General features: G+C 70.3%; 27 protein-coding genes and 1 pseudogene. 17 read left to right on the top strand and 11 right to left on the bottom strand.

What is annotated here, in order from left to right; all coding sequences use genetic code 11:
- Positions 1–66 precede the first annotated feature (66 nt).
- The 3 genes from KAH28_RS02015 to KAH28_RS02005 all read right to left on the bottom strand — a co-directional run bounded on the left by KAH28_RS02015 (position 67) and on the right by KAH28_RS02005 (position 2643).
- Positions 67–753, bottom strand: a complete 687-nt coding sequence (locus tag KAH28_RS02015) for a DUF6064 family protein (RefSeq protein WP_290574133.1) — start codon at positions 751–753, stop codon at positions 67–69.
- Positions 750–1649, bottom strand: coding sequence for an aldo/keto reductase (locus tag KAH28_RS02010; protein ID WP_366918108.1), 900 nt, complete (start codon positions 1647–1649; stop codon positions 750–752). Before KAH28_RS02010 ends, KAH28_RS02015 begins: the two co-directional genes overlap by 4 nt.
- A gap of 157 nt (positions 1650–1806) precedes the next feature.
- Positions 1807–2643, bottom strand: a complete 837-nt coding sequence (locus KAH28_RS02005) for a hypothetical protein (protein WP_290574131.1) — start codon at positions 2641–2643, stop codon at positions 1807–1809.
- A 90-nt stretch (positions 2644–2733) separates the two neighbouring features.
- Between KAH28_RS02005 and KAH28_RS02000 the strand changes: the two genes are divergently transcribed.
- Complete coding sequence (locus KAH28_RS02000; RefSeq protein WP_290574130.1) at positions 2734–3342, top strand: hypothetical protein; 609 nt, start codon at positions 2734–2736, stop codon at positions 3340–3342.
- 7 nt (positions 3343–3349) lie between these two features.
- Positions 3350–4201, top strand: coding sequence for an OmpW family outer membrane protein (locus KAH28_RS01995; protein WP_290574129.1), 852 nt, complete (start codon positions 3350–3352; stop codon positions 4199–4201).
- Here the strand turns inward: KAH28_RS01995 and KAH28_RS01990 are convergent.
- Both KAH28_RS01990 and KAH28_RS01985 read right to left on the bottom strand, forming a co-directional pair.
- A complete protein-coding gene (locus tag KAH28_RS01990) occupies positions 4198–4797 on the bottom strand; it encodes an SH3 domain-containing protein (RefSeq protein WP_290574128.1) in 600 nt (199 codons plus the stop codon). The genes KAH28_RS01995 and KAH28_RS01990 overlap by 4 nt on opposite strands.
- A gap of 189 nt (positions 4798–4986) precedes the next feature.
- A complete protein-coding gene (locus tag KAH28_RS01985; RefSeq protein ID WP_290574127.1) occupies positions 4987–5466 on the bottom strand; it encodes a peroxiredoxin in 480 nt (159 codons plus the stop codon).
- A 155-nt stretch (positions 5467–5621) separates the two neighbouring features.
- On the opposite strand from KAH28_RS01985, the gene KAH28_RS01980 reads away from it, so the two are divergent.
- Positions 5622–6041 carry a secondary thiamine-phosphate synthase enzyme YjbQ gene (locus KAH28_RS01980; protein WP_290574126.1) on the top strand — a complete coding sequence of 140 codons (420 nt, stop codon included), beginning with the start codon at positions 5622–5624 and terminating at the stop codon, positions 6039–6041.
- A gap of 25 nt (positions 6042–6066) precedes the next feature.
- On the opposite strand, the gene KAH28_RS01975 is transcribed toward KAH28_RS01980, so the two are convergent.
- The gene (locus KAH28_RS01975; RefSeq protein ID WP_290574125.1) at positions 6067–6855 is read right to left on the bottom strand and encodes a M48 family metallopeptidase; all 789 of its coding nucleotides are present in this window, start codon (positions 6853–6855) and stop codon (positions 6067–6069) included.
- A gap of 82 nt (positions 6856–6937) precedes the next feature.
- Between KAH28_RS01975 and KAH28_RS01970 the strand changes: the two genes are divergently transcribed.
- Positions 6938–8929 (top strand): bifunctional diguanylate cyclase/phosphodiesterase, encoded by a 1992-nt coding sequence (locus KAH28_RS01970; protein ID WP_290574124.1) that lies wholly within the window; start codon positions 6938–6940, stop codon positions 8927–8929.
- A 20-nt stretch (positions 8930–8949) separates the two neighbouring features.
- On the opposite strand, the gene pdxH is transcribed toward KAH28_RS01970, so the two are convergent.
- Positions 8950–9573, bottom strand: coding sequence for a pyridoxamine 5'-phosphate oxidase (gene pdxH, locus KAH28_RS01965; protein ID WP_290574123.1), 624 nt, complete (start codon positions 9571–9573; stop codon positions 8950–8952).
- 76 nt (positions 9574–9649) lie between these two features.
- On the opposite strand from pdxH, the gene KAH28_RS01960 reads away from it, so the two are divergent.
- Both KAH28_RS01960 and KAH28_RS01955 read left to right on the top strand, forming a co-directional pair.
- Complete coding sequence (locus KAH28_RS01960) at positions 9650–11773, top strand: acetyl-CoA hydrolase/transferase C-terminal domain-containing protein (RefSeq protein ID WP_290574122.1); 2124 nt, start codon at positions 9650–9652, stop codon at positions 11771–11773.
- A gap of 71 nt (positions 11774–11844) precedes the next feature.
- Positions 11845–12297 carry a hypothetical protein gene (locus tag KAH28_RS01955; RefSeq protein ID WP_290574121.1) on the top strand — a complete coding sequence of 151 codons (453 nt, stop codon included), beginning with the start codon at positions 11845–11847 and terminating at the stop codon, positions 12295–12297.
- Positions 12298–12525: 228 nt separating this feature from the next.
- Here the strand turns inward: KAH28_RS01955 and KAH28_RS01950 are convergent, their stop codons facing one another.
- Genes KAH28_RS01950 through KAH28_RS01935 form a run of 4 tightly spaced genes read right to left on the bottom strand, consistent with a single transcriptional unit; the run spans position 12526 to position 16114 of the window.
- Positions 12526–12996, bottom strand: coding sequence for an NAD(P)H-dependent oxidoreductase (locus KAH28_RS01950; RefSeq protein WP_290574120.1), 471 nt, complete (start codon positions 12994–12996; stop codon positions 12526–12528).
- Between the two features lie 31 nt (positions 12997–13027).
- Entirely contained in the window at positions 13028–13765 is a 738-nt protein-coding gene (locus tag KAH28_RS01945) for an NAD-dependent deacylase (protein WP_290574119.1), read from the bottom strand.
- Between the two features lie 33 nt (positions 13766–13798).
- Positions 13799–14227 (bottom strand): DUF2231 domain-containing protein, encoded by a 429-nt coding sequence (locus tag KAH28_RS01940; protein ID WP_290574118.1) that lies wholly within the window; start codon positions 14225–14227, stop codon positions 13799–13801.
- 12 nt (positions 14228–14239) lie between these two features.
- Entirely contained in the window at positions 14240–16114 is a 1875-nt protein-coding gene (locus KAH28_RS01935; protein WP_290574117.1) for an ATP-dependent DNA helicase RecQ, read from the bottom strand.
- A gap of 82 nt (positions 16115–16196) precedes the next feature.
- On the opposite strand from KAH28_RS01935, the gene KAH28_RS01930 reads away from it, so the two are divergent.
- The 11 genes and pseudogenes from KAH28_RS01930 to KAH28_RS01880 all read left to right on the top strand — a co-directional run.
- Positions 16197–16820, top strand: a complete 624-nt coding sequence (locus KAH28_RS01930; RefSeq protein WP_290574116.1) for a 2OG-Fe(II) oxygenase — start codon at positions 16197–16199, stop codon at positions 16818–16820.
- A 111-nt stretch (positions 16821–16931) separates the two neighbouring features.
- Positions 16932–18485, top strand: coding sequence for an MmgE/PrpD family protein (locus KAH28_RS01925; RefSeq protein ID WP_290574115.1), 1554 nt, complete (start codon positions 16932–16934; stop codon positions 18483–18485).
- 160 nt (positions 18486–18645) lie between these two features.
- Positions 18646–19350 carry a 16S rRNA (guanine(527)-N(7))-methyltransferase RsmG gene (gene rsmG, locus KAH28_RS01920; RefSeq protein WP_290574114.1) on the top strand — a complete coding sequence of 235 codons (705 nt, stop codon included), beginning with the start codon at positions 18646–18648 and terminating at the stop codon, positions 19348–19350.
- Positions 19347–20129 carry a ParA family protein gene (locus tag KAH28_RS01915; RefSeq protein WP_290574113.1) on the top strand — a complete coding sequence of 261 codons (783 nt, stop codon included), beginning with the start codon at positions 19347–19349 and terminating at the stop codon, positions 20127–20129. Before rsmG ends, KAH28_RS01915 begins: the two co-directional genes overlap by 4 nt.
- A gap of 77 nt (positions 20130–20206) precedes the next feature.
- Positions 20207–21079: a ParB/RepB/Spo0J family partition protein gene (locus tag KAH28_RS01910; protein WP_290574112.1), complete on the top strand. Its 873-nt coding sequence runs from the start codon at positions 20207–20209 to the stop codon at positions 21077–21079.
- 123 nt (positions 21080–21202) lie between these two features.
- Positions 21203–21607 carry an ATP synthase subunit I gene (locus tag KAH28_RS01905; protein ID WP_290574111.1) on the top strand — a complete coding sequence of 135 codons (405 nt, stop codon included), beginning with the start codon at positions 21203–21205 and terminating at the stop codon, positions 21605–21607.
- A gap of 8 nt (positions 21608–21615) precedes the next feature.
- Positions 21616–22449: a F0F1 ATP synthase subunit A gene (atpB, locus tag KAH28_RS01900; protein ID WP_290574110.1), complete on the top strand. Its 834-nt coding sequence runs from the start codon at positions 21616–21618 to the stop codon at positions 22447–22449.
- Between the two features lie 58 nt (positions 22450–22507).
- A complete protein-coding gene (atpE, locus tag KAH28_RS01895; protein WP_043768892.1) occupies positions 22508–22762 on the top strand; it encodes a F0F1 ATP synthase subunit C in 255 nt (84 codons plus the stop codon).
- A gap of 54 nt (positions 22763–22816) precedes the next feature.
- A complete protein-coding gene (locus KAH28_RS01890; RefSeq protein ID WP_290574109.1) occupies positions 22817–23287 on the top strand; it encodes a F0F1 ATP synthase subunit B in 471 nt (156 codons plus the stop codon).
- 9 nt (positions 23288–23296) lie between these two features.
- A complete protein-coding gene (locus KAH28_RS01885) occupies positions 23297–23830 on the top strand; it encodes a F0F1 ATP synthase subunit delta (protein WP_290574108.1) in 534 nt (177 codons plus the stop codon).
- A gap of 28 nt (positions 23831–23858) precedes the next feature.
- Positions 23859–24682: pseudogene (locus tag KAH28_RS01880) on the top strand (F0F1 ATP synthase subunit alpha); the annotation flags it as partial.

Here is a 24682-nt window from a genome sequence, read left to right as displayed (position 1 = left end):
GCATGCGCGTCCGCGGAATGTCGTGCAAACCCGTGCGGCGAGCGCCCGGCGGCGGGCGCGGTGCCGTCAGCGCGGCGCGCGGATGCGCTCGATCACCGACGCGCCGAGCGCCAGCAGCGGCGCCGCCAGCAGCCACCAACCCGCGGGCTGTCCCAGCGTGAGCAGCGTCGCGCCCGCGAACAGGCACCATGCCATCGGCACCGCGCCCGCCACCCAGCGCGCAGTGCCGGACAGCATGAGTGCGAAGCCCAGACTGGCAAGTGCGGTCGGGTCGGGCGCGCTGCCGAACAGCTCCGCGCTGCGCCAGCCGTGGCCCGTCAACGGCGCCACCGCCGGCCAGAGCAGGAACGCGCTGCCGATCAGGGTCCACCCGGTGCCGGCGGCGATCCGGTCCGGTGGAGGCGGTGTCGGCATCCCGCGCCGCAGCCCGATCATCAGCAGTATCGCGATGTGGGCGGCCAGCACGGGCAGCGCGTAGCGCATTGCCCACTGGATGGGCAGATAGAGCGACCACACGAAGGCCCATGTGCTCCAGGCCCAGGCCAGTGCCAGCACCAGCGGCCATGCCCGGCGGACGCGCGCATCGCCGCGCAGCAGCAGCAGCAGCAGCAGCGCGACCAGCGCGCCCGCGGCCATCAGCGCCAGATTGATCGCGGTGTGGGCCTCGTTGCAGCGCTCGAACAGGCGGTAGTAGGTGCGCCCGGAGAACAGCAGGAAGTCGGCCGGCCGATAGTCCGCCCAGTCCGCGCTCACAGCCGGTCCGCGATGACGCGGGCGATGGCCGAGCGCATGCCGGTGTCGGGCAGGGCCCCGTGCGCGGCATCGAGGTTCTCGCGCACGTGCGCGACCCGGGTCGTGGCCGGGATCGGACAGGTGACGGCCGGATGCGCCAGGATGAACTTGAGGATCAGCTGCGCCCAGGTGGTGGCACCGAGCTCCTTCGCCACGCCGGGCAGCGGACTGCCGGCGAGCCGCTCGGGCAGGCTGCCGCCGCGGAACGGTCGGTTCACGATGACGGCGATGCCGCGTTCGGCCGCGAGCGGGAGCAGGCGCTGCTCGGCGTGCCGGTCGACCGGGTTGTAGGTGAGCTGCACGAAGTCGAGCGGCTCGAAGCGCATGATCTGCTCCAGCTCGTCGCCGCGGCGCCCGTGCGAGGTGGTCACGCCCACGTAGCGCAGACGGCCGCGTGCCTTCATCTCGAAGAGCAGCGCGAGATGGTCGCGCCACGCCACCAGGTTGTGCACCTGCAGCAGGTCGAAGCGCGACACGCCCCAGTGCCCGGCCGAGGTCGCGATCTGATCGGGCCCGGCATCGCCGTCGCGCGTCCAGACCTTGTCGGTCGAGAAGGCCTCCCGGGTGCGCCCGAGCTTGTCGAGACCGTAGCCGATGACGGCCTGCGAGGAGCCGTACATCGGCGATGAGTCGATCATGCGGCCGCCGGCAGCGAAGAAGGCGCGCATGACGGCAGCGCATTCATCGCGCAGGACCGGATCGTCGCCGACGTTGAAGGTGATCCAGCTGCCCAGGCCGATCGCGGGGACGGGCTCGTCCGATGACGGTATGGGGCGGGTGGGGACCGACGCGTCCGCCGCCGCGAAGGTGCCCGGTGCGGCGGCGGCCCAGCCGGCGGCACCGCTCATTGCCAGCATCGCGCGTCTGGTGATGCGATCACGCATGCGCCACGTCCAGGGTTCCGGATCCGGCGATCACGGTGGCGCTGCGCGGCCGCGCTGACAAGACCCGGGCACGAAAAAGCCCCCGCGCGGCTGCGCGGGGGCCGGGGTGGCACAGCGCCGTCTTCGGGTCCTAGCGGCCGCCGAAGAGGCGGCCGAACAGCCCCGAGCTGGCCTCCGCCTCGACGGCGGCCTTGAACTCGGCGTGGTCGAGGGCGTCGTCGCCATCGGCGTCGGCGGTCTCGAAGTTGGCCGAGATCTTGGTGTCGGCGCGCGCTTCGGCGCTGCTGACCAGGCCATCGCCGTCGGCATCGAGATGACGGAAGCGGCCGAGCAGCTCGTTGCCGAGCTCGGCGCCGGCGTTGGCGCCGACCGCGGCGCGATCGCGGGCGCCGCCGCTCATCTCGCCGATCTTCTCGGCGCCGGCACGCAGGCCTTCCTTGGTGTTCTCTGCGGCATCGGCGGCCATCTCGCTGGTGGCCTCGTAGCCTGCCTGCACGCCTTCCTTGGTCTTCCGTGCGGCCGTGCCGGCCGCTTCCCTGGTGGCTTCGTAGCCGGCCTGGACGCCCTCCTTGGTCTTCTCGGCAGCGGTACCCACCGCATCGCCGGTCGCCTCCGCGCCGGCCTTGACGCCCGACTTGACCTTGCCGCCGACGTTGCTGACGGCCGCGCCGAGACCGCCGGAACCCTCCGCCTTCAGGCCGGCACGGAATTCGGCCTCGGTGACCGCGCCGTCATCGTCGTCGTCGAGGTCGGCGAAGCGCGACTGCAGCTCGGCATTGGCGGTCGCTTCGGACTTGCTGATGCTGCCGTTGCCGTCGGCATCGAGGGCGGCGAACTGCTTGTCGAGGCTGGTGTCGGCATCGACGCCAATGTTGGCGTTGACGCTGAGGTCGAGCGCCTGCGCGGCGCTGGTCCCGAAGGCGAGCGCGGTGGCGAGGGCGATGCTGCTGATGGTGTGCGTGTTCATGGCACGTCTCCCGGTCGAGAATGGGTACGCGCGCCTTCGTCTGTCGGCGCGTGGCGGCAGTAGAGCGCGCGGCGCTTGAACTACCGATGAATGCGCATCGCCGCGCGCGTTCCGATTGCATCGGGCAAGCTCTCGTACGTCATGGATTTCCTGCTTCCGATCGTGCTGCTGGTGCTGGCCGGCTTCTGCTGGCTGCTCGCCGCCGGCGAGCGCGACAGCGATCGTGACCGCCGCGGCACCGTCGGCCGCAACGGCGCGGTGCGCTATGCGCATCCGCGATCGCGCGCGGTGGCGCCGGCGCTGGTAGCGGCGGCCTGCCTGTTCGCCAGCGTCGAGATCGTTCGGGCGCGCGGTCCCGAGGCGCTGCCGCTGCTGCTGGTCGGGGCGCTGCTCACACTGGCCTTCGCCTGGCTGGCGCTGCGCGCGCACCGGGAGTGGATCGACTACTTTCCCGGGCGAGGACTGCGCGTGGCGCACTGGACCGGCTATCGCTGGGTGCCGCTTTCCCGCATCGTGCAGCTGACCCACGACCATGCGCGCGGCTGGCGCCCCGGACACGAGCTCGCCACCCTCGCCATCGGGCTGGACGACGGCAGTCGCATCGATCTCGACGAGCGTCTGCGCGGCTTCGCGGATCTGGTGGCCCGGCTCGGGGAGGAGTGCTCCGAAGGCATACTGGAGCGCAACGCCGAGGAATGATCCGCCCATGAGTGTCAAGGTCGGCCGGCGCGTCCCGATCGCGCTCGTCGCCGCATTGCTGCTGGCGCTGCCCGCAGCCGGCGGCGCCGGGCAGCGTGGCGACACCATCGTCCAGTTCGGCTGGGTGCACTCGCACCCGCTGGACGACAACGCGCCGCCGCGCAACACGCTGCGCGACAGCGCGCTGTTTCCGGTTCTGGGGGTGGACAGCGCGTTCCGCTCGGACGAGATCGCCACCGATGCCGGCAGCGCCGACACGCTGGGGCTGATCGTGAAGCACTTTCTCAGCGATCACTGGGCGCTGAATCTGACCGTGGGATATCCGCCCACCTCCCGGCTGCGCGCCACCGGCACGGTCGCGCCGACCGGTCCGACGGGGCTGCTGATCAACCTCGATACCGGACGGCCCGAGTTCAATCCGGTGGCGTCCGCACGGCAGTGGAGCCCGATCGTCCTGCTGGAACGCCATTTCGGCGCTCCGGACGCGCTCCTGCGACCGTTCCTGGCGGCCGGCGGCACCTTCGTGTTCTTCACCGAGGTCGGCTTCAGCGATGCCTTCGACGAAGCCGTCAACCGGCGCTTCGGCGTGCCGCTCGCGGCGGCCGCCGGACGGCCCGGGCCGACGCGGCTGGATGTCGCGCTGGACCCGGTGCTGGCGCCCGTCGTCGCCGGCGGCCTGGGGTTCCGCCTGTCCGAGCGCTGGGGGCTGACCGCGCAGCTGGCCTTCATTCCCCTGGAGACCACCGCGACCGTCACGCTGGATGCCGAGGACGGCACCCGGCTGGGGACCAGTCGTACCCGGCTGCGTTTCGATCCGCTGGTCGTCAGCGTGCTGCTCGGATACCGCTTTCCCGGCTAGCCGTCCGCCGGTGGCGCCGCCGGCCGCAGGAAGGAACCGTGGACCCACCCGTCGGCATCGAAGTGCCGGACGTGGACCCAGTCGCCGCGGGGCGGCTCGAGCACCGGCACGATGCGGCCGCGATCGAGGATGGTGATGGACGCGTGCTCGGAACCCGGGCCGCGACGCATGTGCACGCGATCGGTGGTTTCGCGATAGCCGGTCGCATCGGGCGCCGGCGCCGACTCCGGTTCTGGCTCCACCTCCGCCATCTCGGTGGGGGTTGGTGTGTCGGGCCCTTCGGCCGTCGCGGTGGCGGCGTCGGCGTGTGCATCGTGCGGCGTCAGGTCGCCCCGGCTGTCCGGCGTGGCGGGCGCTCGGCCGGTGGTGTTGCCCGGGGGCACGTCATCGGTGGCGACATCGTTGATGGTGGCGCTCGGACCCGTGGCCGGCTGCGGCGAAGGCGCATCGGGCCACAGCAGGGTCAGGACCCCGATCAGGATTAGCAGCGCGGCCGCACCGGAGGTGAAGAAGGGCGTTCGTTCGTCCGACCATCGGATGTGCTGCCACGAGCGCTCGCCGCAGCTCTTGCAGCGATAGGGCCGGAACGGCCACACGTGACCCAGCGCCCTTTGCCAGGCGCTTCGCTGGGAGCGCGACAGGTCGCGCGCACTGCAGTGCGGACATCGCATGCGCATCGGTCTGCTGGTGGAGCGGACTGCGCTGGCGCGCCCGCCGTTCATTGTGTCGGCATAGTAGGGGGCGTCCCCGCGCCGACGCAATTGCCGGCGCGGGTGCCCGCCGCGCTACAGCTGGTCGAGGATCGCCTCGGCGGAGCTGGTGGTGATGTCGCCCTTGGGCTCTATCGCGGCATGGGTCACCACGCCGTCCTCGATGATCAGCGCGAAGCGCTTGCAGCGCATGCCCAGGCCGGCGCCGCTGCCATCCATCTCCAGACCCAGCGCACGGGTGAAGTCGCCGTTGCCGTCCGAGAGCATGAGCAGGTACTCGGCGTTCTGCGCCTTACCCCAGGCATCCATCACGAAGGCATCGTTGACCGCCATGCAGACGATCCGGTCGACGCCCTTGGCCTTGATCTCGTCGGCCTTGACGACATAGCCGGGGAGATGCGCCTTGGAGCAGCCCGGCGTGAAGGCGCCCGGAACGCCGAACAGCACGCTCTTGCCCTTGCCGAAGAGCTCGCCCGTCTGCATCGCTTCGGGCCCCTTGTCTCCCATCCGGTAGACGGTGGCCTCGGGTACGCGTTCGCCACTGTTGATGGTCATGCTCGCTCCTCGTCGAAATGGTCCCGCCAGCCTATGCGTCCGGCGGGCCATTGAGAAGACGTGATGCCCCGCCGTCGATGCAGCGGCGCGTGCATTGCGATCCGCCCCGCAGCACGGAATGATGGGCACCCGGCACGTTCACGATCCTGCACCGCATGTGGCGACAGACCGAGCTGCGCCTGCGCCCGCGTCCCCGCGGATTCCATCTGGTGACCGACGAGATCGTCGCCGGCCTGCCCGATCTCGCGTCGGTGCAGGTGGGGCTGCTCCATCTGTTCCTGCAGCACACGTCGGCCGCGCTCACCATCAACGAAGACGCCGACCCCACCGTGCGCGCCGATTTCGAGCGCCATTTCAACCGGGCCGTGCCCGAGGGGGCGCCCTACTTCGCACACGTCGACGAGGGCAGCGAGGACATGCCGGCGCACATCAAGAGCAGCCTGCTGGGCTGCGCGCTGAGCCTGCCCGTGCATCGGGGCAGGCTGCGGCTGGGCACCTGGCAGGGCATCTATCTCTGCGAGCATCGCAATCATGGCGGCGAGCGCCGGGTGATCGCGACGCTCCAGGGCGAATAGGGCTCCGCCGCCCGCTCTGACCGCTTCAGATGTTGGCCGGTCGGCGGCAGTTGGGTGCCCGACCCTGCGCGCGCGCCTGGCGGTAGATCGGCATGACATTGCCGAGCTCGGCCTGCAGATCGCGGATGCGGGTCTGATGCGAGGGATGCGTGGAGAGGAACTCGGGCGGTGCGCCGTCGCTCTGCTTGGCCATGTTGACCCAGAGCGCGGGCGCGGCGCTGGGATCGAACCCGGCCTGGGCCATGTAGCGCAGCCCGAGGATGTCGGCTTCAGACTCGTCGCCGCGGCCGTAGGGCATGAGCAGCAGCACCTGCGCGCCCATGCCGATCATCTCGGGACTCATGCCGGTGGCGCTGGACACCACCGACGCGCCCAGCTGTGCGGCGAGCTGGTTCGAGACGCGCGAGGCGGAATGGTTGGCCAGCACGTGCGCGATCTCGTGACCGATGACGGCCGCGAGCTGATCCTGGTTCTCCGCCACCTTGATCAGGCCGGTGTAGACGCCGATCTTGCCGCCGGGCAGCGCGAAGGCGTTGACGGTGTCCTCCTGGAAGGTCTGCACTTCCCAGCTCTCGCCGGGGGCCACTACCTGCACGAGCGCGTTCGCGATGCAGTCGACGTAGCGCGATGCCGGGGTCCCGGTGGCAACCTTGCTCTCCTGCTTCATCTGCGTGAAGGCTTCTGCCCCCATGCTCTGCATCTGGGCGCCGGAAACCAGAATGAGCTGGCTGCGGCCGGTGGGCGAGGTGGCACAGGCGGTCGCCAGCGCGCCGGCGAGCGCCGCGACCGCCACGGTGAGAAAGCGCATCTGCATGATTCGTCGAGCCTGCTGACGGATGGGCTGTGCCAATATAACCCCGGCCGGGCTGTCGCCCGCATGAATATCGAATGGTGGGATGACCTTGCGCTCGCACGAACGCGCCACCGCGAAGGGACCGGATGGATATGCGTCCGCGCTCGAGACCGAGGACCGATCTCCGGGCAGCGCGCCGGCGCGCTCGTCGCTGCGCTCCGATCTGCGGCTTCTGCTGCTGCTCAACATCCTTCTGCTGGCCTGCTTCGGCTTCTGGGAAATCTGGCAGCTGGAACTGGTCTCCGAGCGCCTGCACGCGCAGCAGGAGCTGCTGTCGCTGCGCGACGCCCTGAACGCGCGACTGCGCGATGTCGTGCCCGCCGCTGAGTCCGAAACGGCTGCCACCGCTGCCACGGCGGCACTGCTGCCGGAGCTGCGGGACCTGCGCGACCGCTGGCGGGACGACGGTGCCGCGACGCCGGAGCTGGAGGCCGCAACCGCCGCCGCCGTGGCGCAGGCTTCATCGGCGCTGATCGCGATCGACGGCATGGTGGCGACTGCACGCCAGCGCATGGGATGGGGCATCGCGGTCTTCCTAGCCGCCTTCCTGCTGCTGCAGGGTTGGGCCGCGTGGTCGCTGCGCCGGCAGCTCCTGCGGCCGCTCGCGGCGCTGGCCGGTCGTGCCGAGCGGTTGGCGGCCGGCCTGCCCGATCACGGTGTGCTGACGGCGGGCGCCCGGCGCGAGCTGCGCGTCATCGGCCGCGCGCTCGACGGCATCGCCGAGCGCGATCACCGGTTGTCCGAGCTGCTCAACCTGGACGAGGCTACCGGACTGCCCAACCGACGCGCCGCGCGGCAGTGCCTGTCCGAATGGGTGCGCGACGGCAAGAGCGGTGCGCTGCTCCTGCTGCGCGTCATCAATCTCGGCGGCATCCGCGCGGTCTACGGCGAGGCGCACGCCAATGCCGTCCTCTACCGCTATGCGCACGAGGTGCGGGATGCCGCCGAATCCTTCGCCGACATCGTTGCCACCTACGCCGAGGACACCCTGATCCTGCTGGTACCCAGCGGCCGCGAGGGGGCCGAAGCCGCCCTCGCCGACGTCGTCAGCGGCCTGATGAGCGCGGAGAGCGAGCGCGGCACGCGCGAGGAGGTGCTGGCGCGTCCGGAGCTGGTGGCGGCTATCGCGCTGTTCCCGGCGCACGGCGACACCGTCGACGCGGTCATCGGTCAGGCCACCACCGCGCTGGACAATGCCACCGTGCGCGGCCCCGGCACCATCGAGCGCGCCCGCGCCGCCGACCACGGCGTGCTGCGTCGCCATCTCGCGCATCACGAGACGCTGCGGCAGACGCTGGAGAGCGACAACCTCGAGCTCTGGTTCATGCCCATCGTCGACGTCTCGGATTCCTTCGGGCGCATTGCCCATGTCGAGGCGCTGATGCGCATGCGCGGCGACGACGGCGAGGTCTATCCGGTGCCGGGCGAGATGATGGAACGCCTGCTCGGTTCGCCCGATCTGCTGCTGCCGGCGTCGGAGCGCTGCTTTACCTACGCCTGCGAGGTGCTCGGGCAGATGCGCGCGGCCGGGCACGACATCGGCATGGCCTTCAATCTCTCGGCGCCCGAGCTGCGCGATGAGCATCTGGCGCGGCTGACGCGCATCTTCATCGAGAGCGGGCTGCCGCCGGCGTCGCTGACGCTGGAGATCACCGAGCGCGCGGCGCTGCGCGGGCTCGACCAGCTCGTCCCGCGGCTGCAGGGCGCGCGCGAGCGCGGCGTGCGCGTGACGCTGGACGACTTCGGTACCGGCTTTTCGTCGCTGTCGCATCTCGTCGAGCTGCCCATCGACGGCATCAAGATCGACCGCGTCTTCATCAGCGCGCTGCTCGACGACGAGCGCTCGCGCGAGATCGTGGCGGCGACCACCGCGCTCGCCCAGGTCCTCAAGCTCGAGGTCGTGGTCGAGGGGGTCGAGACCGAGGCGCAGTGCAACCGCCTCGTCGAGCTCGGCTGCCCGATCCAGCAGGGCTATCTGCACGGCAAGGCGATGCCGCTCGAACAGCTCATGCTGCGCCTGGCTGCCGGCTTCTGAGATCGCGCCGGCGTCCCGCTTCAGGGCTGAAGCCGGACGATCTCCCAGCCGCCGCCGGCTGCCGCCTCGTACTGCAGCCGGTCGTGCGCGCGGCCCAGTCGTCCCTGCCAGAACTCGACCAGGTCCGGCGCCAGCCGGTAGCCGCCCCAGTGCTCCGGGCACGGCACCGGCTCGTCGCCGAAGCGCGCTTCGGCCTCGGCCATGCGCGCGTCGAGATCGTCGCGCGAGGCGATGCGCTCGGACTGCGCCGACACCGCCGCGGCGACCTGCGAGACGCGCGGCCGCTTCGCGAAATAGGCCTCGTTGGTGGCGCGCGGCAAGGGGGTTACGCGTCCCTCGACACGCACCTGACGCTCCAGCCGGTCCCACCAGAACACCAGCGCCGCGAAGGGGTTGTCGGCCAGCGCGCGACCCTTGCGCGAGGCCATGTTGGTGAAGAAGGTGGGCTGGCCGTCGTCCAGGCCCTTGAAGAGCACGATGCGCGCTGCCGGCCGGCCCTCGGGGGTGGCCGTGGCCAGGGTCATGGCGGTGGGCTCGATCATGCCGGCGTCGCGGGCATCGGCGATCCAGCGCTCGAGCTGACGCATGGGGTCGGCATCGAGCTCGGCGCGGGTGAGGGGCGGGTTGCGGGTGTACTGGCTCATCGTCACGGGAATAGGGCCGGACACGCATTCTAGGCCGCTACACTGGGCGCGACACTGCCCGTCCAGCGAGTCCCGCATGCCCACGCGCCGCTTCAGCCAGGTCGACGACTGCGTCGACGCGATCGTCGAGCGCCTCGGCAGCCGCATCGTGCTCGGCACGCCGCTCGGCATCGGCAAGCCCAACACGCTGCTCGATGCGCTCTACGCGCGTGCCTGCGCCGATCCGGGCATCTCGCTCGACATCATCACCGCACTGTCGCTGAACCCGCCCGAGGGCACCAGCGAGCTGGAGCGCCGCTTCCTGGCGCCGATCCGCAAGCGCGTCTGGGGCGAGGTGCCGGCCATGCGCTGGCTGGCCGACCATGAGGCCGGCCGCCTGCCGGACAACGTGCGCGTCATCGAGTTCTACGTCGCCTCCGGTGCGCGCCTCGGCCACGCGCGCGGTCAGCAGGACTACATCAGCAGCAACTACACCCATGTGGCGCGCGACATGATCGCGCGCGGCGCCAATCTCCTGATGCAGTCGGTCAGCGTGCGCGAGGGCGACGACGGGCCGCGCTACAGCCTGTCGTCCAATCCCGATGTGACCCTCGAGATCCTGCCGCTGATGCGGCAGCTGGAGCGGCCCTGGATGGCGGTGGCGCAGGTCAACCGCGGCATGCCGTGGATGGGCAACGACGCCGAGATCGACGAGGACGCCTTCGACGCCGTCGTCGACGACGGCGGTCCCGGCTTCGCCCCCTTCGCGGTGCCGCACGAGCCGGTGGACGATGCCGCCTGGGCCATCGGCCTGCGCGCATCGGCACTGGTGCGCGACGGCGGCACCCTGCAGGTCGGCATCGGCAGCCTCGGCGACGCCTGCTGCCACGCGCTGCGTTTGCGTCAATCCGACAACGCCGCCTACACCGACGCGCTGGCGGCGCTCCAAGGCACGGCCGGGGCCGAGGACATCGGCGGTACGGACACCTTCGGGCAGGGCCTCTACGTCGCCAGCGAGCTGATCTCGAACCCGCTGTTCAGCCTGTTCGAGGCCGGCATCGTGCGGCGCGCGGTCTACGACGACATCGACATCCAGCGCTGGGCCGGTGCCGGCCTGCTGAACGACGACAGCGAACCGCTGTTCGAGCGCCTGCACCGCCGCGACGGCCTGCCGCGCATCAGCCGCGGCCTGCTCGCGGCCATGCAGCGCCACGGGCTCGCGCATCCCGACCTGGCACGCGACGGCCAGCACCTGCGCCTGCCCGACGGCACTCGTCTGGCCAACGATCTCGCCGATCCGGACGTCCGCCGCGCCCTCGATGCCGGCGCCGCCGGTCCCGGCCTGCGCGGCGGTGTGTGCATGCACGGCGCATTCTTCATCGGCCCGGGCGACTTCTATCGGCGGCTCCACGAGCTCGACGAGGCGGGCCGTTCGCGCATCGGCATGACCTCGGTGGCCGAGGTCAACCGCATCTACACCGACTACCGGCTCGAGCGCCTGCAGCGCCGGCATCCGCGCTTCATCAACATCACCATGAAGGTGACCCTGCTGGGCGCGGCAGTGTCCGACCAGCTGGCCGACGGGCAGGTGGTGTCCGGCGTCGGCGGCCAGTTCGACTTCGTGTCGATGGCGCATCAGCTGCCCGAGGGACGCTCGGTGCTGTGCCTGCGCGCCGCGCGCGGCAGCGCCCCGGAGTCGAACATCGTCTGGGAGTACCCGCACAACACCGTGCCTCGCCACATGCGCGATCTGGTGGTCACCGAGTACGGCGTCGCGGATCTGCGCGGGCGCACCGACCGCGAGTGCATCGAGGCGCTGCTAGCCATCGCCGACAGCCGCTGTCAGCCGGACCTGGTGGCGGCCGCGCAGCGCGCCGGCAAGCTGCCGGCGGACTACCGCATTCCCGAGCACGCCCGCGGCAACACGCCGGCGTGCATTGGCGAGGCGCTGCGGCCGGCGCGTGCCGCCGGGCATCTGCCCGATCTGCCCTTCGGCTCCGATCTCCGCGACGACGAGATCGCGCTCGCCGGCCGCCTCAAGGGGTTGCAGAAGGCCGCCGGCAGCTGGGGCGGGCGCCTGCGCCTGCTGCGCGCGCTGCTGCGTCCGGCGCCCGCCGACGATGCCCGCGTCGCCTTTGCGCTGCGGCATCTCGGGCTGGACGGTGACGATGCTCCGGGTCGGCTGCGTCGGCTGGTGCGGGCCGCCTACGCGCTGCGCTGACCGGTGGGGTGCGTCCGGCAGCCGGTTCCGGACGTAGAAGACGGGGAGGCACGCACACGAGGAGACCGTCCATGCCCCACCATTGCCTTCCCGCCGCGCTGCTCGCGGCTTCGCTGCTCGCCGCCGGCTGCGCGGGCACACCGGCGCGGCAGGCCGCCGCACCGGCACTGGAAGCAGCGCCCGCCGATTCCGGTCGCATCGTGGTGTACCGCCGGTGCGGCGCGCTCGGGCTCAGCGCTATCCGCCCCGAGCTCGCCGTCAACGCGGCCGAGCGCGGCCCCGTGGCGCCATCCACCTATCGCGTGCTGCTGGTCGAACCCGGCACGCACCGGCTGGTCGTGCGCGGCTCGCCGGTGGCGCCGGTGTCGGTCGATGTCGCGGCCGGCCAGACGGCCTACGTCGAGGCCTTCGTCTCCACCGGCATAGATCTGCGCGAGGGCGGGCTGCGACTGGCCAGCGCCGAGCAGGCCGAGCGCGCGCTGCCACTGCTGCACCGGGTGCCGCCGGACGGCGCCATGCCTTGACGCGGTTTCGGCGCTACCCGGGGAACAGAAGAGCGCCGATCGGGGATGCGCGGCGCGGGGACAGCGCGCCACGTCCATAAGGGGACAGTATGCTAATTTCCCTTCATCCGCGCATTGGTCCGGCGCGGCGCACGGAAATTAGTGTACTGTCCCCTAAATCCCGCCTGGCGGTGCCGGCACCTAACTTCCGGTGCAGGGAGCGAAGGCTGCGGCCCCGTGGACACGCGCTCAGAAGATGTCGGCGTCGAGCCCTGCGGCGAGGTACATGCCGAGCTCCTCGCACTGGCCGACGAAGTCCTCGCGGAACTCGCCGCGGCAGACCAGCGGCTCCTGCACGGCCTTCCAGCGCAGGCCGGTGACGATGGTATCCACCGCCCGGCAGGTGCCGGTGCCGTCGTTGCCGGCGCGCACCCACAACGCGTACGGGCGGCCCTGGGTGTGCTCCAGGCAGGGATAGTAGATGCGGTCGAAGAAGTCCTTGAGCGCGCCGCTCATGTAGCCGAGGTTCTCGGTGGTGCCGAGCAGGATGCCGTCGGCCGCGAGCACGTCGTCGGGCGTCGCCTCCAGCGGCGGCACGTGGCGCACGGAGACGTTGGTGACATCCTCGTGCGCCGCGCCGCGCATCACTGCGTCGAGCAGCTTCCGGGTGTTCGGCGATGGCGCGTGCGCCACCACCAGCAGCATTCTGTCGGTTGCCATGCCGGCAGGCTCCCGCCGCGCGATGCCGCTGTCAACGCGCGTCGTCGGGCAGCGGGAACATTGCCGGCAGCGCGCTGCTCGCCGCGCTGCGCGCGCAGTGGCCGAACAGCGCCGAAGCCTCGGTGGCCTCGGGGTTGATCTCGACCATGGTTGCCCCGCTGCGCTGCGCGAGCTCGACGAAGCCCGCGGCGGGCCACACCACGCCCGAGGTGCCCACCGAGACGAAGAGATCGGCGCTCGCCACCCGCTCGCCGGCGGCCCGGAAGGCGTCGGTGTCCACCATGTCGCCGAACCAGGTGATGTCGGGCCGCAGCCGGGTCCCGCACTGCGCGCAGTCGCGGCGCGCATAGGCGCCGTCGCTGCGGTCGGCAAGGCTGCCGTGGCGCGCGCAGCGCAGGCGCCAGAGACTGCCGTGCAGCTCGATGACGTCGTGACTGCCGGCGAGCTCGTGCAGGCCGTCGGTGTTCTGGGTGATGACGCTGACGCCCGGATGCCGTTGCTGCCACGCGGAGATGCGTCGGTGCGCCGCGTTGGGCGCGCACGCGGCCACCTGCGCGCGGCGCTTCTCGTGGAAGTCCAGCACGAAGCCGGGATCGCGGTCGAAGGCGGCCTGGCAGGCCACCTGCTCGGGGTCGTACTCACCCCAGATGCCCCCCTTGCCGCGATAGGTGGGCACACCCGACTCGGCCGACACGCCGGCGCCGGTGAAGAAGACCACGCGCGCGTAGTCGTCGAGCCGGAAGGGCTGGGCGGATGTGTTCGAATCCATGCGGGATCGCTGCGGACGGTGGAGCCGAAGACCCTAACCCGGTGCCGGGCGCAGCGCCTCCGGCGCGACCCCGATGCCGTGCCGGTAGACGTTCTCGCCGCCCAGGTAGCCGGCGCCGACGGCGGCGACCGCGGCGAGTGCCAGCACCGTCAGGACCGGCCAGCCGACGCGGCGCAGGCTGGCGACGAGCGCCACCGCCAGCGAGTACAGCACCGCCGTCGCCCAGCCCCAGTATTGGTGCAGCGCGATGGCGGCGCGCGCCTCGCCCTCGGCGCCGGCGCGGATCGCCGCCCACATGCCGCTGCCCACCGCCAGCCACAGGAAGCACACGCCCACGCCCAGGCACCAGTGCGCCGCCGGCCGCGCCGACGCGACACCGAGCGAAACCGCATAGAGCGCGCTCGCCATCAGCGGCAGCGCCAGCGCGAAGTGGACCAGGATCGGGTGCGGGTCGGCGGGCACGACGCGGCGCGCTCAGGCGCCGGCGAGCGCGTCGATCAGCGCCTCGCCGTAGCGCGCGATCTTGGCCGGGCCGAGGCCCGGGACGTTCTCGAGCTCGTCGGTGGTGCCGGGGCGCATGCGGGCGATGGCACGCAGGGTGCGGTCGTGGGCGACGACGTAGGCGGGCACGCCCTCGCGCTGGGCGATGGTCATGCGCGCCGCGCGCAGGGCCTCGAAGGCCTCCAGCGCGGCGGCGTCGAGCGCGTCCTCGCCTTCGGGCACGGCGCCCGTGTGCCGCCTGCGGCCGCCGCCCCCGCCGGAGGTCACGGCATCGGGCGGCGGCAGCCACCGTGCCGGCTGCTGGCCGCGCATGACCGCCTCGCCGTCGGCGGTGAGCTGCAGCACCGGATGGCGATCCCCCGAGAAGCGCACCCAGCCGGCAGTGACGCAGCGGCCGAGGGCGCGCTGGATCCAGTCGCCGCTGTGCTCGGCGAGCAGGCCGAAGGTGCTGACCCCGGTCAGCCCCATGCGTTCGAGACGCTCCTCGGTCTCGCCGTGCAGGAGCTTGACCGCCATGCCCATGCCGAAGCGGCCGTTGATACGCGCGACGCCGGACAGCAGCTTGCGCGCCAGCAGCGTGGTGTCCTCGTCGCTGCCGCCGGCGTCGATGGTGGTGCAGACATCGCAGCGCCCGCAGCCGGACAGCGTCTCGGCCTCGTCGCCGAAGTAGCGCAGGATGGCGTCGTGCCGGCAGCTGCCGCCCTCGGCCCAGCGGATGAGCTCGAGGAAGAGGTTCCACTTGTGCTCGACGATCTCGCCGTCGGGCGCGGCGTCGCCCATCGGCGCCTCCAGCAGCCGGCGGCGCTGCGGCAGGTCGGACTGGGCCCAGCACATGACGCCGATGGCGTCTTCGCCGTCGCGCCCGGCGCGGCCGACTTCCTGGTAGTAGGCCTCGATCGAGCCCGGCGGGCCGAAGTGCACCACGGCGCGCACGTCGGCGCGGTCGATGCCCATGCCGAAGGCGTTGGTGGCGCAGACCGCGTCGAGCTCACCGGCCATGAAGGCCTCCTGGGCACGCTGGCGGTCCTCGGAGGGCAGGCCGGCGTGGTAGGCGCGGGTGCGCCAGCCCAGTCCCGCGAGACGACCGGCCTCGGTCTCGGCGAGCTTGCGCGTCGGCGTGTAGACGATGGCGACGCCGCGGCTGTCCGCGGGTCTGCCGAGCGCCTCGCCGAGCGCGGTGTCGACCTGCCGCTGGCGGTCGCGCTGGGCGCCCACCTCGACCGCGCGCAATGCCAGGTTTGGCCGCGCGAAGCCGTGCACCAGCTGCGGCGTATCCGGTCCCAGACCGAGGCGGTGGACGATCTCGTCGCGCACCACCGGCGTGGCGGTGGCGGTGCAGGCCAGCACGTGCGGCGGCGCCAGCTGCTGCACGAGGTCGCCGATCTGCATGTACTCGGGTCGGAAGTCGTGCCCCCACTCGCTGATGCAGTGCGCCTCGTCGACCGCGATCAGCGGGCATTGCAGTCGCTGGAGGTTCTCCCGGAAGCCGGGCGCGGCCAGCCGCTCGGGCGCGATGTAGACCAGTCGGTATTCCCCCCGCCAGAGGCCGGCCAGGCGGCGCTGGATGTCGTCGGGGTCCAGGGTCGCGGCCAGGTAGGTGGCGGCGACACCGCGCTTCCGAAGTGCCGCGACCTGGTCCGCCATCAGCGCGACCAGCGGCGAGATGACCAGAGTGGTGCCGGGCAGCATGAGCGCCGGCACCTGGTAGCACAGCGACTTGCCGCCGCCGGTGGGCGCCACCAGCAGTGCCCGGCCCCGGTCGAGCAGCGTGTCGATGGCCTCCTTCTGGCCGGGCCGGAAGCGGTCGAAGCCGAGCTCGGCGAGGGTCTGTTCGGCGGTGGTGGCCATGGCGCGGATTGTAGAGGCGGCGACGCTGACAAGTGCCACCCCGCGGGTATAGGCTGCAGGCCACGCCGCAACGGGACGCGTCATGGAACTCACCGAGGTTGCCGAACGCGATGTCGCGCACGTGCTCAGCCACGAGCCGCGCATCCAGCTGCTGCACGGCTTCTTCGACGCCGACGAGGCCGCGCACATCATCGAATGCGCGCGCGACCATCTGCGCGAGGCGGGCGTGAGCCTCGACGGCGGCGTCGGCACCAGTTCCGGCCGCACCGCCCGCAACGCCTGGATCCGGCACGACGCGGACGCCGCGGTCCGGGCGCTCTGCGAGCGTCTGGCCGATACCGCCGGACATCCTCTGGCCTATGCGGAGTCCCTGCAGGTGGTGCACTACGCCCCCGGCGGCGAGTACCGCCCGCACTACGACGCCTACGACATGTCGACGCCGCGCGGCCGCCAGTACACCGAGCGCGGCGGCCAGCGCCTGTGCACGGCGATCATCTATCTCAACGATGTCGATGCCGGAGGCTGCACGCAGTTCCCGCGCCTCGACATCACGGTGCAGCCGCGACTCGGCGACGTGCTGATCTTCGACAGCTGTCGGGCCGGGACGCGCAGCGTGCATCCGGACGCGCTGCACGCCTCGACCCCGCTGGAGGCGGGCGAGAAGTGGATCGCCAATCTGTGGTTCCGCGAGCGCCCGTATCGGTGATCCGGGAGCAGCGAGGGGCGGGAACGGGAACGCACGCTGCACCCTTTAGAATTCCGTCCCCGCACAAGTGCCGCCTTGGCGGGTAGCCTGATCGATCAGGGGATTCCTTGTATGACCGTAGCGACCCACACCGTTCAGGCAGAAAAGGCCAGCGGAGATCTTGCCCGCGAGCAGCAACTGGCCTGGAAGCTGGCGGAGCTCGCCACCCGGGCGAAGGACGCGCCGCAGGACGCCGATGCGGTGGCGATGGCCAAGAATCGCATCATCGACAACGCCGCTATTGCCCTGGGTGCGGCGAACGAAATGGCGGTCAAGGTGGCGCGTGCCGATGCGCTGGGCTCCAAAGGCACGGGCAGGGCCACGATCTGGGGCCTGAAGGACCTCTTCGCACCGGTGCCGGCCGCCTTCGCCAACGCGGTGGCCGTGCGCTACCTGGACAACGACGATACCTACCTGGCGGCGGAGTATTCGCACCCGGACGACAACATCTCGCCGATCATCGCGGTCGGCCAGCACCTGGGCGTGAGCGGTGCCGACATCCTGCGCGGCATCGTGGTGGCCTACGAGGTGCACGTGGCGCTGGTCGGTACCGGCGACGGCACCGGCATCTGCCTGCACAAGCACAAGGTCGACCACATGACCCACATCGCCGCGGGCACTGCGGCCGGCATCGCCTCCATGCTGGAGCTGAGCACCGAGCAGGCCTATCACGCCATCAACTTCGCCGTGCACAACGCCATTTCCTCCCGCCAGTCCCGCAAGGGCGACATCGGCGCGCAGAAGGAATTCGTGCCCGGCTTCTCTGCGGAGATTGCCATCAAGGCCGCCAATCACGCCATGCACGGGCTCAAGGGGCCGAACCCCGTCTACGAAGGCGTGGACAGCATCATCCGCCGCTTCCTCAACGGTCGCGACGACGAGAACGCCGTGTACAAGGTGGCGCTGGCCGAGCCGGGCGCGGACCCGCTGCGCAACATCCTGAAGACCTATCCCAAGCAGCACGCCTTCGAATACCAGGGTCAGGCGATCATCGACCTGGCGCTGCAGCTGCGCGATCAGCTGCCCAGGAAGGGCGACGCCGTCGATCTCGACCGGATCCACAAGATCGTGCTGGAAACCAGCCATCACACCCATCACGTCATTGGTACCGACGCGCAGGATCCGCAGAAGATCGACCCGGATTCGCCTCGCGGCACGCTGGATCACAGCATCATGTTCGCCATTGCCCGCTGCATCCAGACCGGCGAGTTCCACAAGGACCGCGCCTACCAGATGACGCAGGCCGAGAAGGACGAGCTGCGCAAACTGATGGCCCGCATAGAGACCAAGCTCGACCAGCGCTGGGAAGACCTCTACCACGACCAGGATCCGAACGTGCAGGCCTATGGCGGCCGCATGATCGTGACGCTGGCCGACGGCAGCGAGGTGGCCGACGAGAAGACCCGCGCCAACGCCCACCCCGGTGGCGACACGCCCTGGCAGCGCCCGGATTACGAAGCCAAGCTGGCGGACTACACCAGAGATCTGGTCAGCGACGCCGAGCGCACCCGCTTCATCGAGGCGGTCAGCGGCATGGACGCCCTCTCGGGCGATCAGTTGGCCACCATTAACCTGATCGTGGATGCCGGCCGCCTGGAGGCGCCGGAAACGCGCGGCATCTACTAGCGACGAAGCCGCATTCGCCGCAAGGCGCTGCCGATCCGGAACCGGCTGCGGTGCCCGGGGCGTGAACGAGGAGAGGTTCCGTGGAGCGCAGTCTGCTGACTTTGTCGATCTGCCTGTGGCGCAGCCGGGTTCGCGGCGGGATGCCCGGAGGGCGGGCGTCTTGACCCGGGATTCGGCACAGCGCGCTCGCGATCAGCTTGTCGACGGCTTGCACCGGCTCGGGCTGGATGCGTCGCTGGCGGAGCCGATGCTCGCCTACCTGCACGAGCTGCAGCGCTGGAACAAGGCGTACAACCTGACATCCGTGCGCGATCTGGGCGAGATGGTGACCCGCCACCTTCTCGATTCACTGGTGATCATCCACGCCCTGGATGCCCTCTCGAGTCCCGAGCCGCGAGCCCCGGGCCCCGCCGTCGTCGACGTCGGCGCCGGTGCCGGTCTGCCCGGGATCCCGCTGGCCATCGCGCGACCGCAGGCGCGGGTCACCCTGCTCGACAGCAACGGCAAGAAGGTGCGCTTCATGCGCCACGCCATCCGCACGCTCGGGCTGGACAATGCCGAGGCGCACCAGGCGCGCGCCGAGACCTTCGCGCCGGCCGCGCCCTTCGATGTGGTGACCAGCCGGGCGTTCGCGGCACTGGGCGATTTCCTGCGCTGGACGGACCATCTCGCCGGCGCGCATGGTGTCTGGCTGGCGATGAAGGGTAAGCTTGCCGGTCCAGAGATCGCGCAACTGCCGGAGGGCTTCCAGGTGATCAGTGCCGACGCCCTGCACGTCCCGGGCCTGCAGGAAGACCGCCATCTCGTCGTGGTCCGGCGCGTGTCCGGGCCTGCCGCGCCTCCCAACCGGTCCGAGCAGCCATGACCCACATCATCGCCATCGCCAACCAGAAGGGCGGGGTGGGCAAGACCACCACCGCGGTGAACCTGGCGGCTTCGCTGGCCTCGGCCGGGCGCCGCGTCCTGCTCGTTGACCTCGATGCGCAGGGCAACGCCACCATGGGCGTGGGCGTCAACAAGGACGAGTGCGACCCCACCGTGCGCGACGTGCTGCTCGAGGCCTGCGACGTGCGCCGCGCCATCATGCGCGTCGACCGCCTGTCGCTCGATCTTCTGCCCGCCAACGGCGATCTCACCGAGGCCGAGGTGCGGCTGCGCGACCAGGCGGTGGGCGACTTCGCGCTGAAGTCCGCGCTCGCCGAGCTCGGCGACGAGTACGAGTACATCTTCCTCGACTGCCCGCCGGCGCTGTCCAAGCTCACCGTCAACGCGCTGGTGGCCGCGGACGGCGTGCTGGTGCCCATGCAGTGCGAGTACTACGCGCTGGAAGGGCTGACCGCGCTGCTCGACACCGTCGAGCGCATCCGCAAGGTCATCAACCAGGATCTCGCCATCGACGGCCTGCTGCGCACGATGTTCGACCCGCGCAACAACCTCGCCAACGACGTCTCGGCCCAGCTCACGCAGCATTTCGGTGATCGCGTCTACCGCACCATCGTGCCGCGCAACGTGCGCCTCGCCGAGGCGCCCAGCCACGGCCTGCCGGCGCTGGTCTACGATGCCCAGTCCACCGGCGCGCGCGCCTATCTGGCCCTTGCCGGCGAGATGCTGCGCCGGCACGGTCACAGCCGCACCGCGGCCTGATCGGGTTGCATGCATGACGACTGCGCACGCCGCGTTCTCCGCATGCGCCCTTTGAGCCACATTCACCACAGGGACGAATGAGCACCAAGAAACGAGGCCTCGGCCGCGGACTGGACGCGCTGCTCGGCAGCGCACCGGAAGGCCATCAGGACGTCGAGCAACTGTCCGAGGACGCCCGCGCCGCACTCAAGAGCGTGCCCATCGATGCGCTCGCGCCCGGCAAGCACCAGCCGCGCCAGCATTTCGACGAGGCCGCCCTCGAAGCGCTGGCCGACTCGATCCGCAGCCAGGGCATCATCCAGCCGCTGCTGGTGCGTCCGATGGGGCGCAGCCGCTTCGAGATCATCGCCGGTGAGCGCCGCTGGCGCGCCGCGCGTGCGGCCGGGCTGCCCGAGCTCCCGGTCATCGTGCGCGAGATCGACGAGCAGGGCGCCATGGCGGTGGCGCTGGTCGAGAACATCCAGCGCGCCGATCTCAACGCGCTGGAAGAGGCCGACGCCATCAACAAGCTGATCGCCGAATGCGGCCTGACGCACGCCCAGGCGGCGGAAGCCGTCGGCCGCTCGCGCGCCGTCATCAGCAATCTGCTGCGCCTGTTCGATCTGCCGCCCGAGGTGCAGCAGATGGTGCGCGACGGCAAGCTGAGCTTCGGCCATGCGCGCGCCCTGCTGGGCGCCGACGCCGATCAGCGCGAGGCACTGGCCGAACACGTCGTGCGGCGCGGCCTATCGGTGCGACAGACCGAGGCCCTGGTGGCCGGTGGCGGTCGATCCGCACGCACGCCCGCTCCGGCGCCCGACCCCGGCATGGAGGGACTTGCGGATACGCTCGCCGAGCGCGTCGGTCTACCGGTCTCGATCCGCGCCAGCGAGAAGGGTCGCGGGCGCGTGACCATCGCCTTCCGCGATCGTGCCGAGCTGGAGGCCCTGCTGGCACGCCTCGGAGACTGAGCGGCGGCGCGGTTCTTGCTGCGCCGCGACAAATCGTCGTTGACCGGGGTGGCCTGCCCGGGTAGACTTCGCGCCGCGATTTTCGCGGTGGACGCCTAGCGCGTCCGTCCCGCGCCGGAAGAGATGATCGACGGCATGCAGAGATGGGGCCATTTGTCGATTCCGGTGCGTCTGGTGGTTGCGCAGACCGGTCTGGGTTGCTGCATCGCCCTTGCTTGGGGCCTGGTTGCGGGGAAACAGGACGCGCTGGCGGCACTGACCGGAGCGGCGATCGCAGTAGCGGGCAATGCCTTCTTTGCGGTGCGCACATTCCTGCGCCCGCGGACGGATGCTGCCGGGATGCTGCGCGGCTTTCTGGCCGGCGAGATCCTGAAAATCGCCTTGGTGCTGGCGCTGCTGGTCATCGCCATGCGCTTTTTCGCGACTGCCTATCTGCCGGTGATCGCGAGTTTTGCCGCAACGTCGTTGGTTTTTTTGTGGGCGCTCCGCTGGAGTGACCCGGGACATCCAAAAGATCAGGGAGCTTGACGCAAGCGATGGCAGCCAAGTCAGACGCGCCGACCTCCGAAGGCTATATCTCCCATCACCTGACGCACTGGCAGGTGGGAGAAGGCTTCTGGACATTCAACCTCGACACGATCCTGTTCTCGACCGTGCTCGGCGTCGCTTTCCTCTTCTTCTTCCGTCGCGCGGCGCTGGCCGCCACCACGGACAAGCCCAGCGGTCTGCTCTCCTTTGTCGAGCTGCTGATCAACTTCGTGGACAACGCCGTCCGCGAATCCTTTCCGGGCAAGTCCAAGCTGGTCGCGCCGCTGGCGCTGACCATCTTCGTCTGGGTGCTCCTCTGGAACATCATGGACATCATCCCGGTGGACCTGTTCCCGACGATCTTCTACGCCGCCGGTGTCGAATACCTGAAGATCGTGCCCTCGGCCGACATGAGCGCCACCTTCGCGCTTTCGCTGGGCGTGTTCTTCCTGATTCTCTTCTACAGTGTCGCCGGCAAGGGTGTCGGCGGCTTCGCGAAGGAGTTCCTGACGCATCCCTTTGGCGTCTGGCTGCTGCCCTTCAACATCATCCTGAATGTGGTCGAGCTGCTCGCCAAGCCGCTGTCGCTGGCGCTGCGACTGTTCGGCAACCTCTACGCCGGTGAGCTGATCTTCATCCTGATCGCGCTGTTCACGCTGGGCAGTTCGCTGTCCGAGCTGCTCACCAGCGTCGGCGGCTGGGCCTCCATCGCCGGTCACATGGCGCTGCAGTTCGCCTGGGCGGTCTTCCACCTCCTGGTCATCCCGCTGCAGGCATTCATCTTCATGACGCTGACGATCGTCTACCTCGGCATGGCCTACGAAAGCCACGACGAGCACTGACGCGCGTACGGCACCGTTCCCCTTCGTTCACTTCGACACATCACCCCTGGAGATCACAATGGAACTCATCATCGGCAATACCGCGCTCGCCATCGGCCTGATCTTCGGCCTGGCCGCGCTCGGCACCGGCATCGGCTTCGGCCTGCTCGGCGGCAAGTTCCTCGAGGGTGCGGCGCGTCAGCCCGAGATGGCCGGCATGCTGCAGACCCGCATGTTCATCATCGCCGGTCTGCTCGACGCGGTCGCGATCATCGGCGTCGCCATGGCGCTCCTCATGCTGTTCGCGAACCCGCTGCTCGGCCAGATGGGCTAAGCGCCGACCGCGAGCGAGCTGTCATCCGATCCAGCAACCCGGGAGGCCTAGGCCGTGGGAGTTAATGCGACGCTGATTGTCCAGATGATCACCTTCATGGTGTTCGTCTGGTTCACACTCAAGTTCGTGTGGCCGCCGATCCACAAGGCCATGAGCGATCGCGAGGCGCGCATCGCCGACGGCCTGGCAGCTGCCGACAAGGGCGAGAAGGCCCTTGCCGAAGCGGAGGCCAAGCGCGAAGAGGAACTTGCCCAGGCCCGCGCGCAGGCGCAGGAAATCCTCACCGCCGCCAATCGCCAGGCGAGCCAGATCGTCGAGGAAGCGCAGACCAAGGCGCGGACCGACGCCGAGCGCATTCGCAAGTCGGCCGAGGAAGAGGCCGAGCGCGAGGCCGAGAAGGCCCGCGAGGCCCTGCGCAAGCGCGTCGGCGAGCTCGCGGTGCTGGGTGCCGCGCGCGTGGTCAAGCGCGAGGTCGACGCCGCCAAGCACGCCGAAGTGCTCGACGAAGTCGCGAGCCAGCTCTAAGGGTCTGTCATGAGCGATTTCGCCACTTCCGCCCGACCGTACGCCCGCGCCGTCTTCGAACTGGCGCGTGACGCCGGTGCGCTGGATGCCTGGCGCGAGCGCCTGCAGACGCTCGCCAGCCTGGCCGGCATGGACGCGGCGCACGCGCTGTTCGGCATGCCGGGCATCGACCGCCACACGCTGACCGAGGTGGTCTGCGAGGCCGCCGGCATCGACGATGATGCCGGACGGAACTTCGTGCGCCTGCTGGCGGCCAACCGGCGCCTGACGCTGCTGCCCGCGATCTTCGCGAGCTTCGAGACGCTGCGGCGCGAGCATGACGGCACGGCCGAGGTGACGATCACCACCGCCACGGAAGTGGACGAGACGCAGCGCGGCAAGCTGGTCCAGGCCATCGAGCGTCATCTGGGCAGGCGCGCCGACGTGCACTGGGCGGTCGACGCCGATTTGCTGGCCGGCGCGCGCATCCGCGCCGGCGACCAGGTCATCGATGCTTCCGCCAGCAGCCAGCTCGAGCAGCTGCGCCAAGCGCTGACCGCCTAAACCGCATTCATCCGAGGATTCCCAAACCATGCAACTCAACCCTTCCGAGATCAGCGATCTGATCAAGGCGCGCATCGAGAACTTCGACGCCTCGGCGGAAGCGCGCAATACCGGAACGATCGTGTCGCTGCAGGACGGCATCGTCCGCATCCACGGCCTCTCCGAAGCGCTGCTCGGCGAGATGCTCGAATTCCCGGGCGTCGACGGCGAGCCCAGCTACGGGCTGGCGCTGAACCTGGAGCGCGACTCGGTCGGCGCGGTGGTGCTGGGCGACTACAAGCACCTCAAGGAAGGTGACACGGTCAAGGCCACGCAGCGCATCCTCGAAGTGCCGGTGGGCAAGGAGCTGCTCGGCCGCGTGGTCGACGCGCTGGGTCGTCCGATCGACGGCAAGGGCGCCATCGAGGCCACCGAGACCGCCCCGGTCGAGAAGGTCGCGCCGGGCGTCATCTGGCGCCAGTCGGTCGACCAGCCGGTGCAGACCGGCTACAAGGCGGTCGACGCGATGGTCCCGGTCGGCCGCGGCCAGCGCGAGCTGATCATCGGCGACCGTCAGACCGGCAAGACCGCGATGGCGATCGACACGATCATCAATCAGAAGAATTCCGGCATCAAGTGCGTGTACGTCGCGATCGGGCAGAAGAACAGCACCATCGCGAACGTCGTCCGCAAGCTGGAAGAGCACGGCGCCATGGACCACACCATCGTGGTCGCGGCGGCCGCCGCCGAGTCGCCGGCGCTGCAGTTCATCGCGCCCTACGCCGGCTGCTCGATGGGCGAGTGGTTCATGGACCACGGCGAGGACGCCCTCATCATCTACGACGACCTCTCCAAGCAGGCCGTCGCCTACCG

Source organism: Algiphilus sp. (genome assembly GCF_023145115.1).
Lineage (GTDB): Bacteria > Pseudomonadota > Gammaproteobacteria > Nevskiales > Nevskiaceae > Algiphilus.
This window is presented reverse-complemented; position numbering and strand designations above follow the sequence as displayed.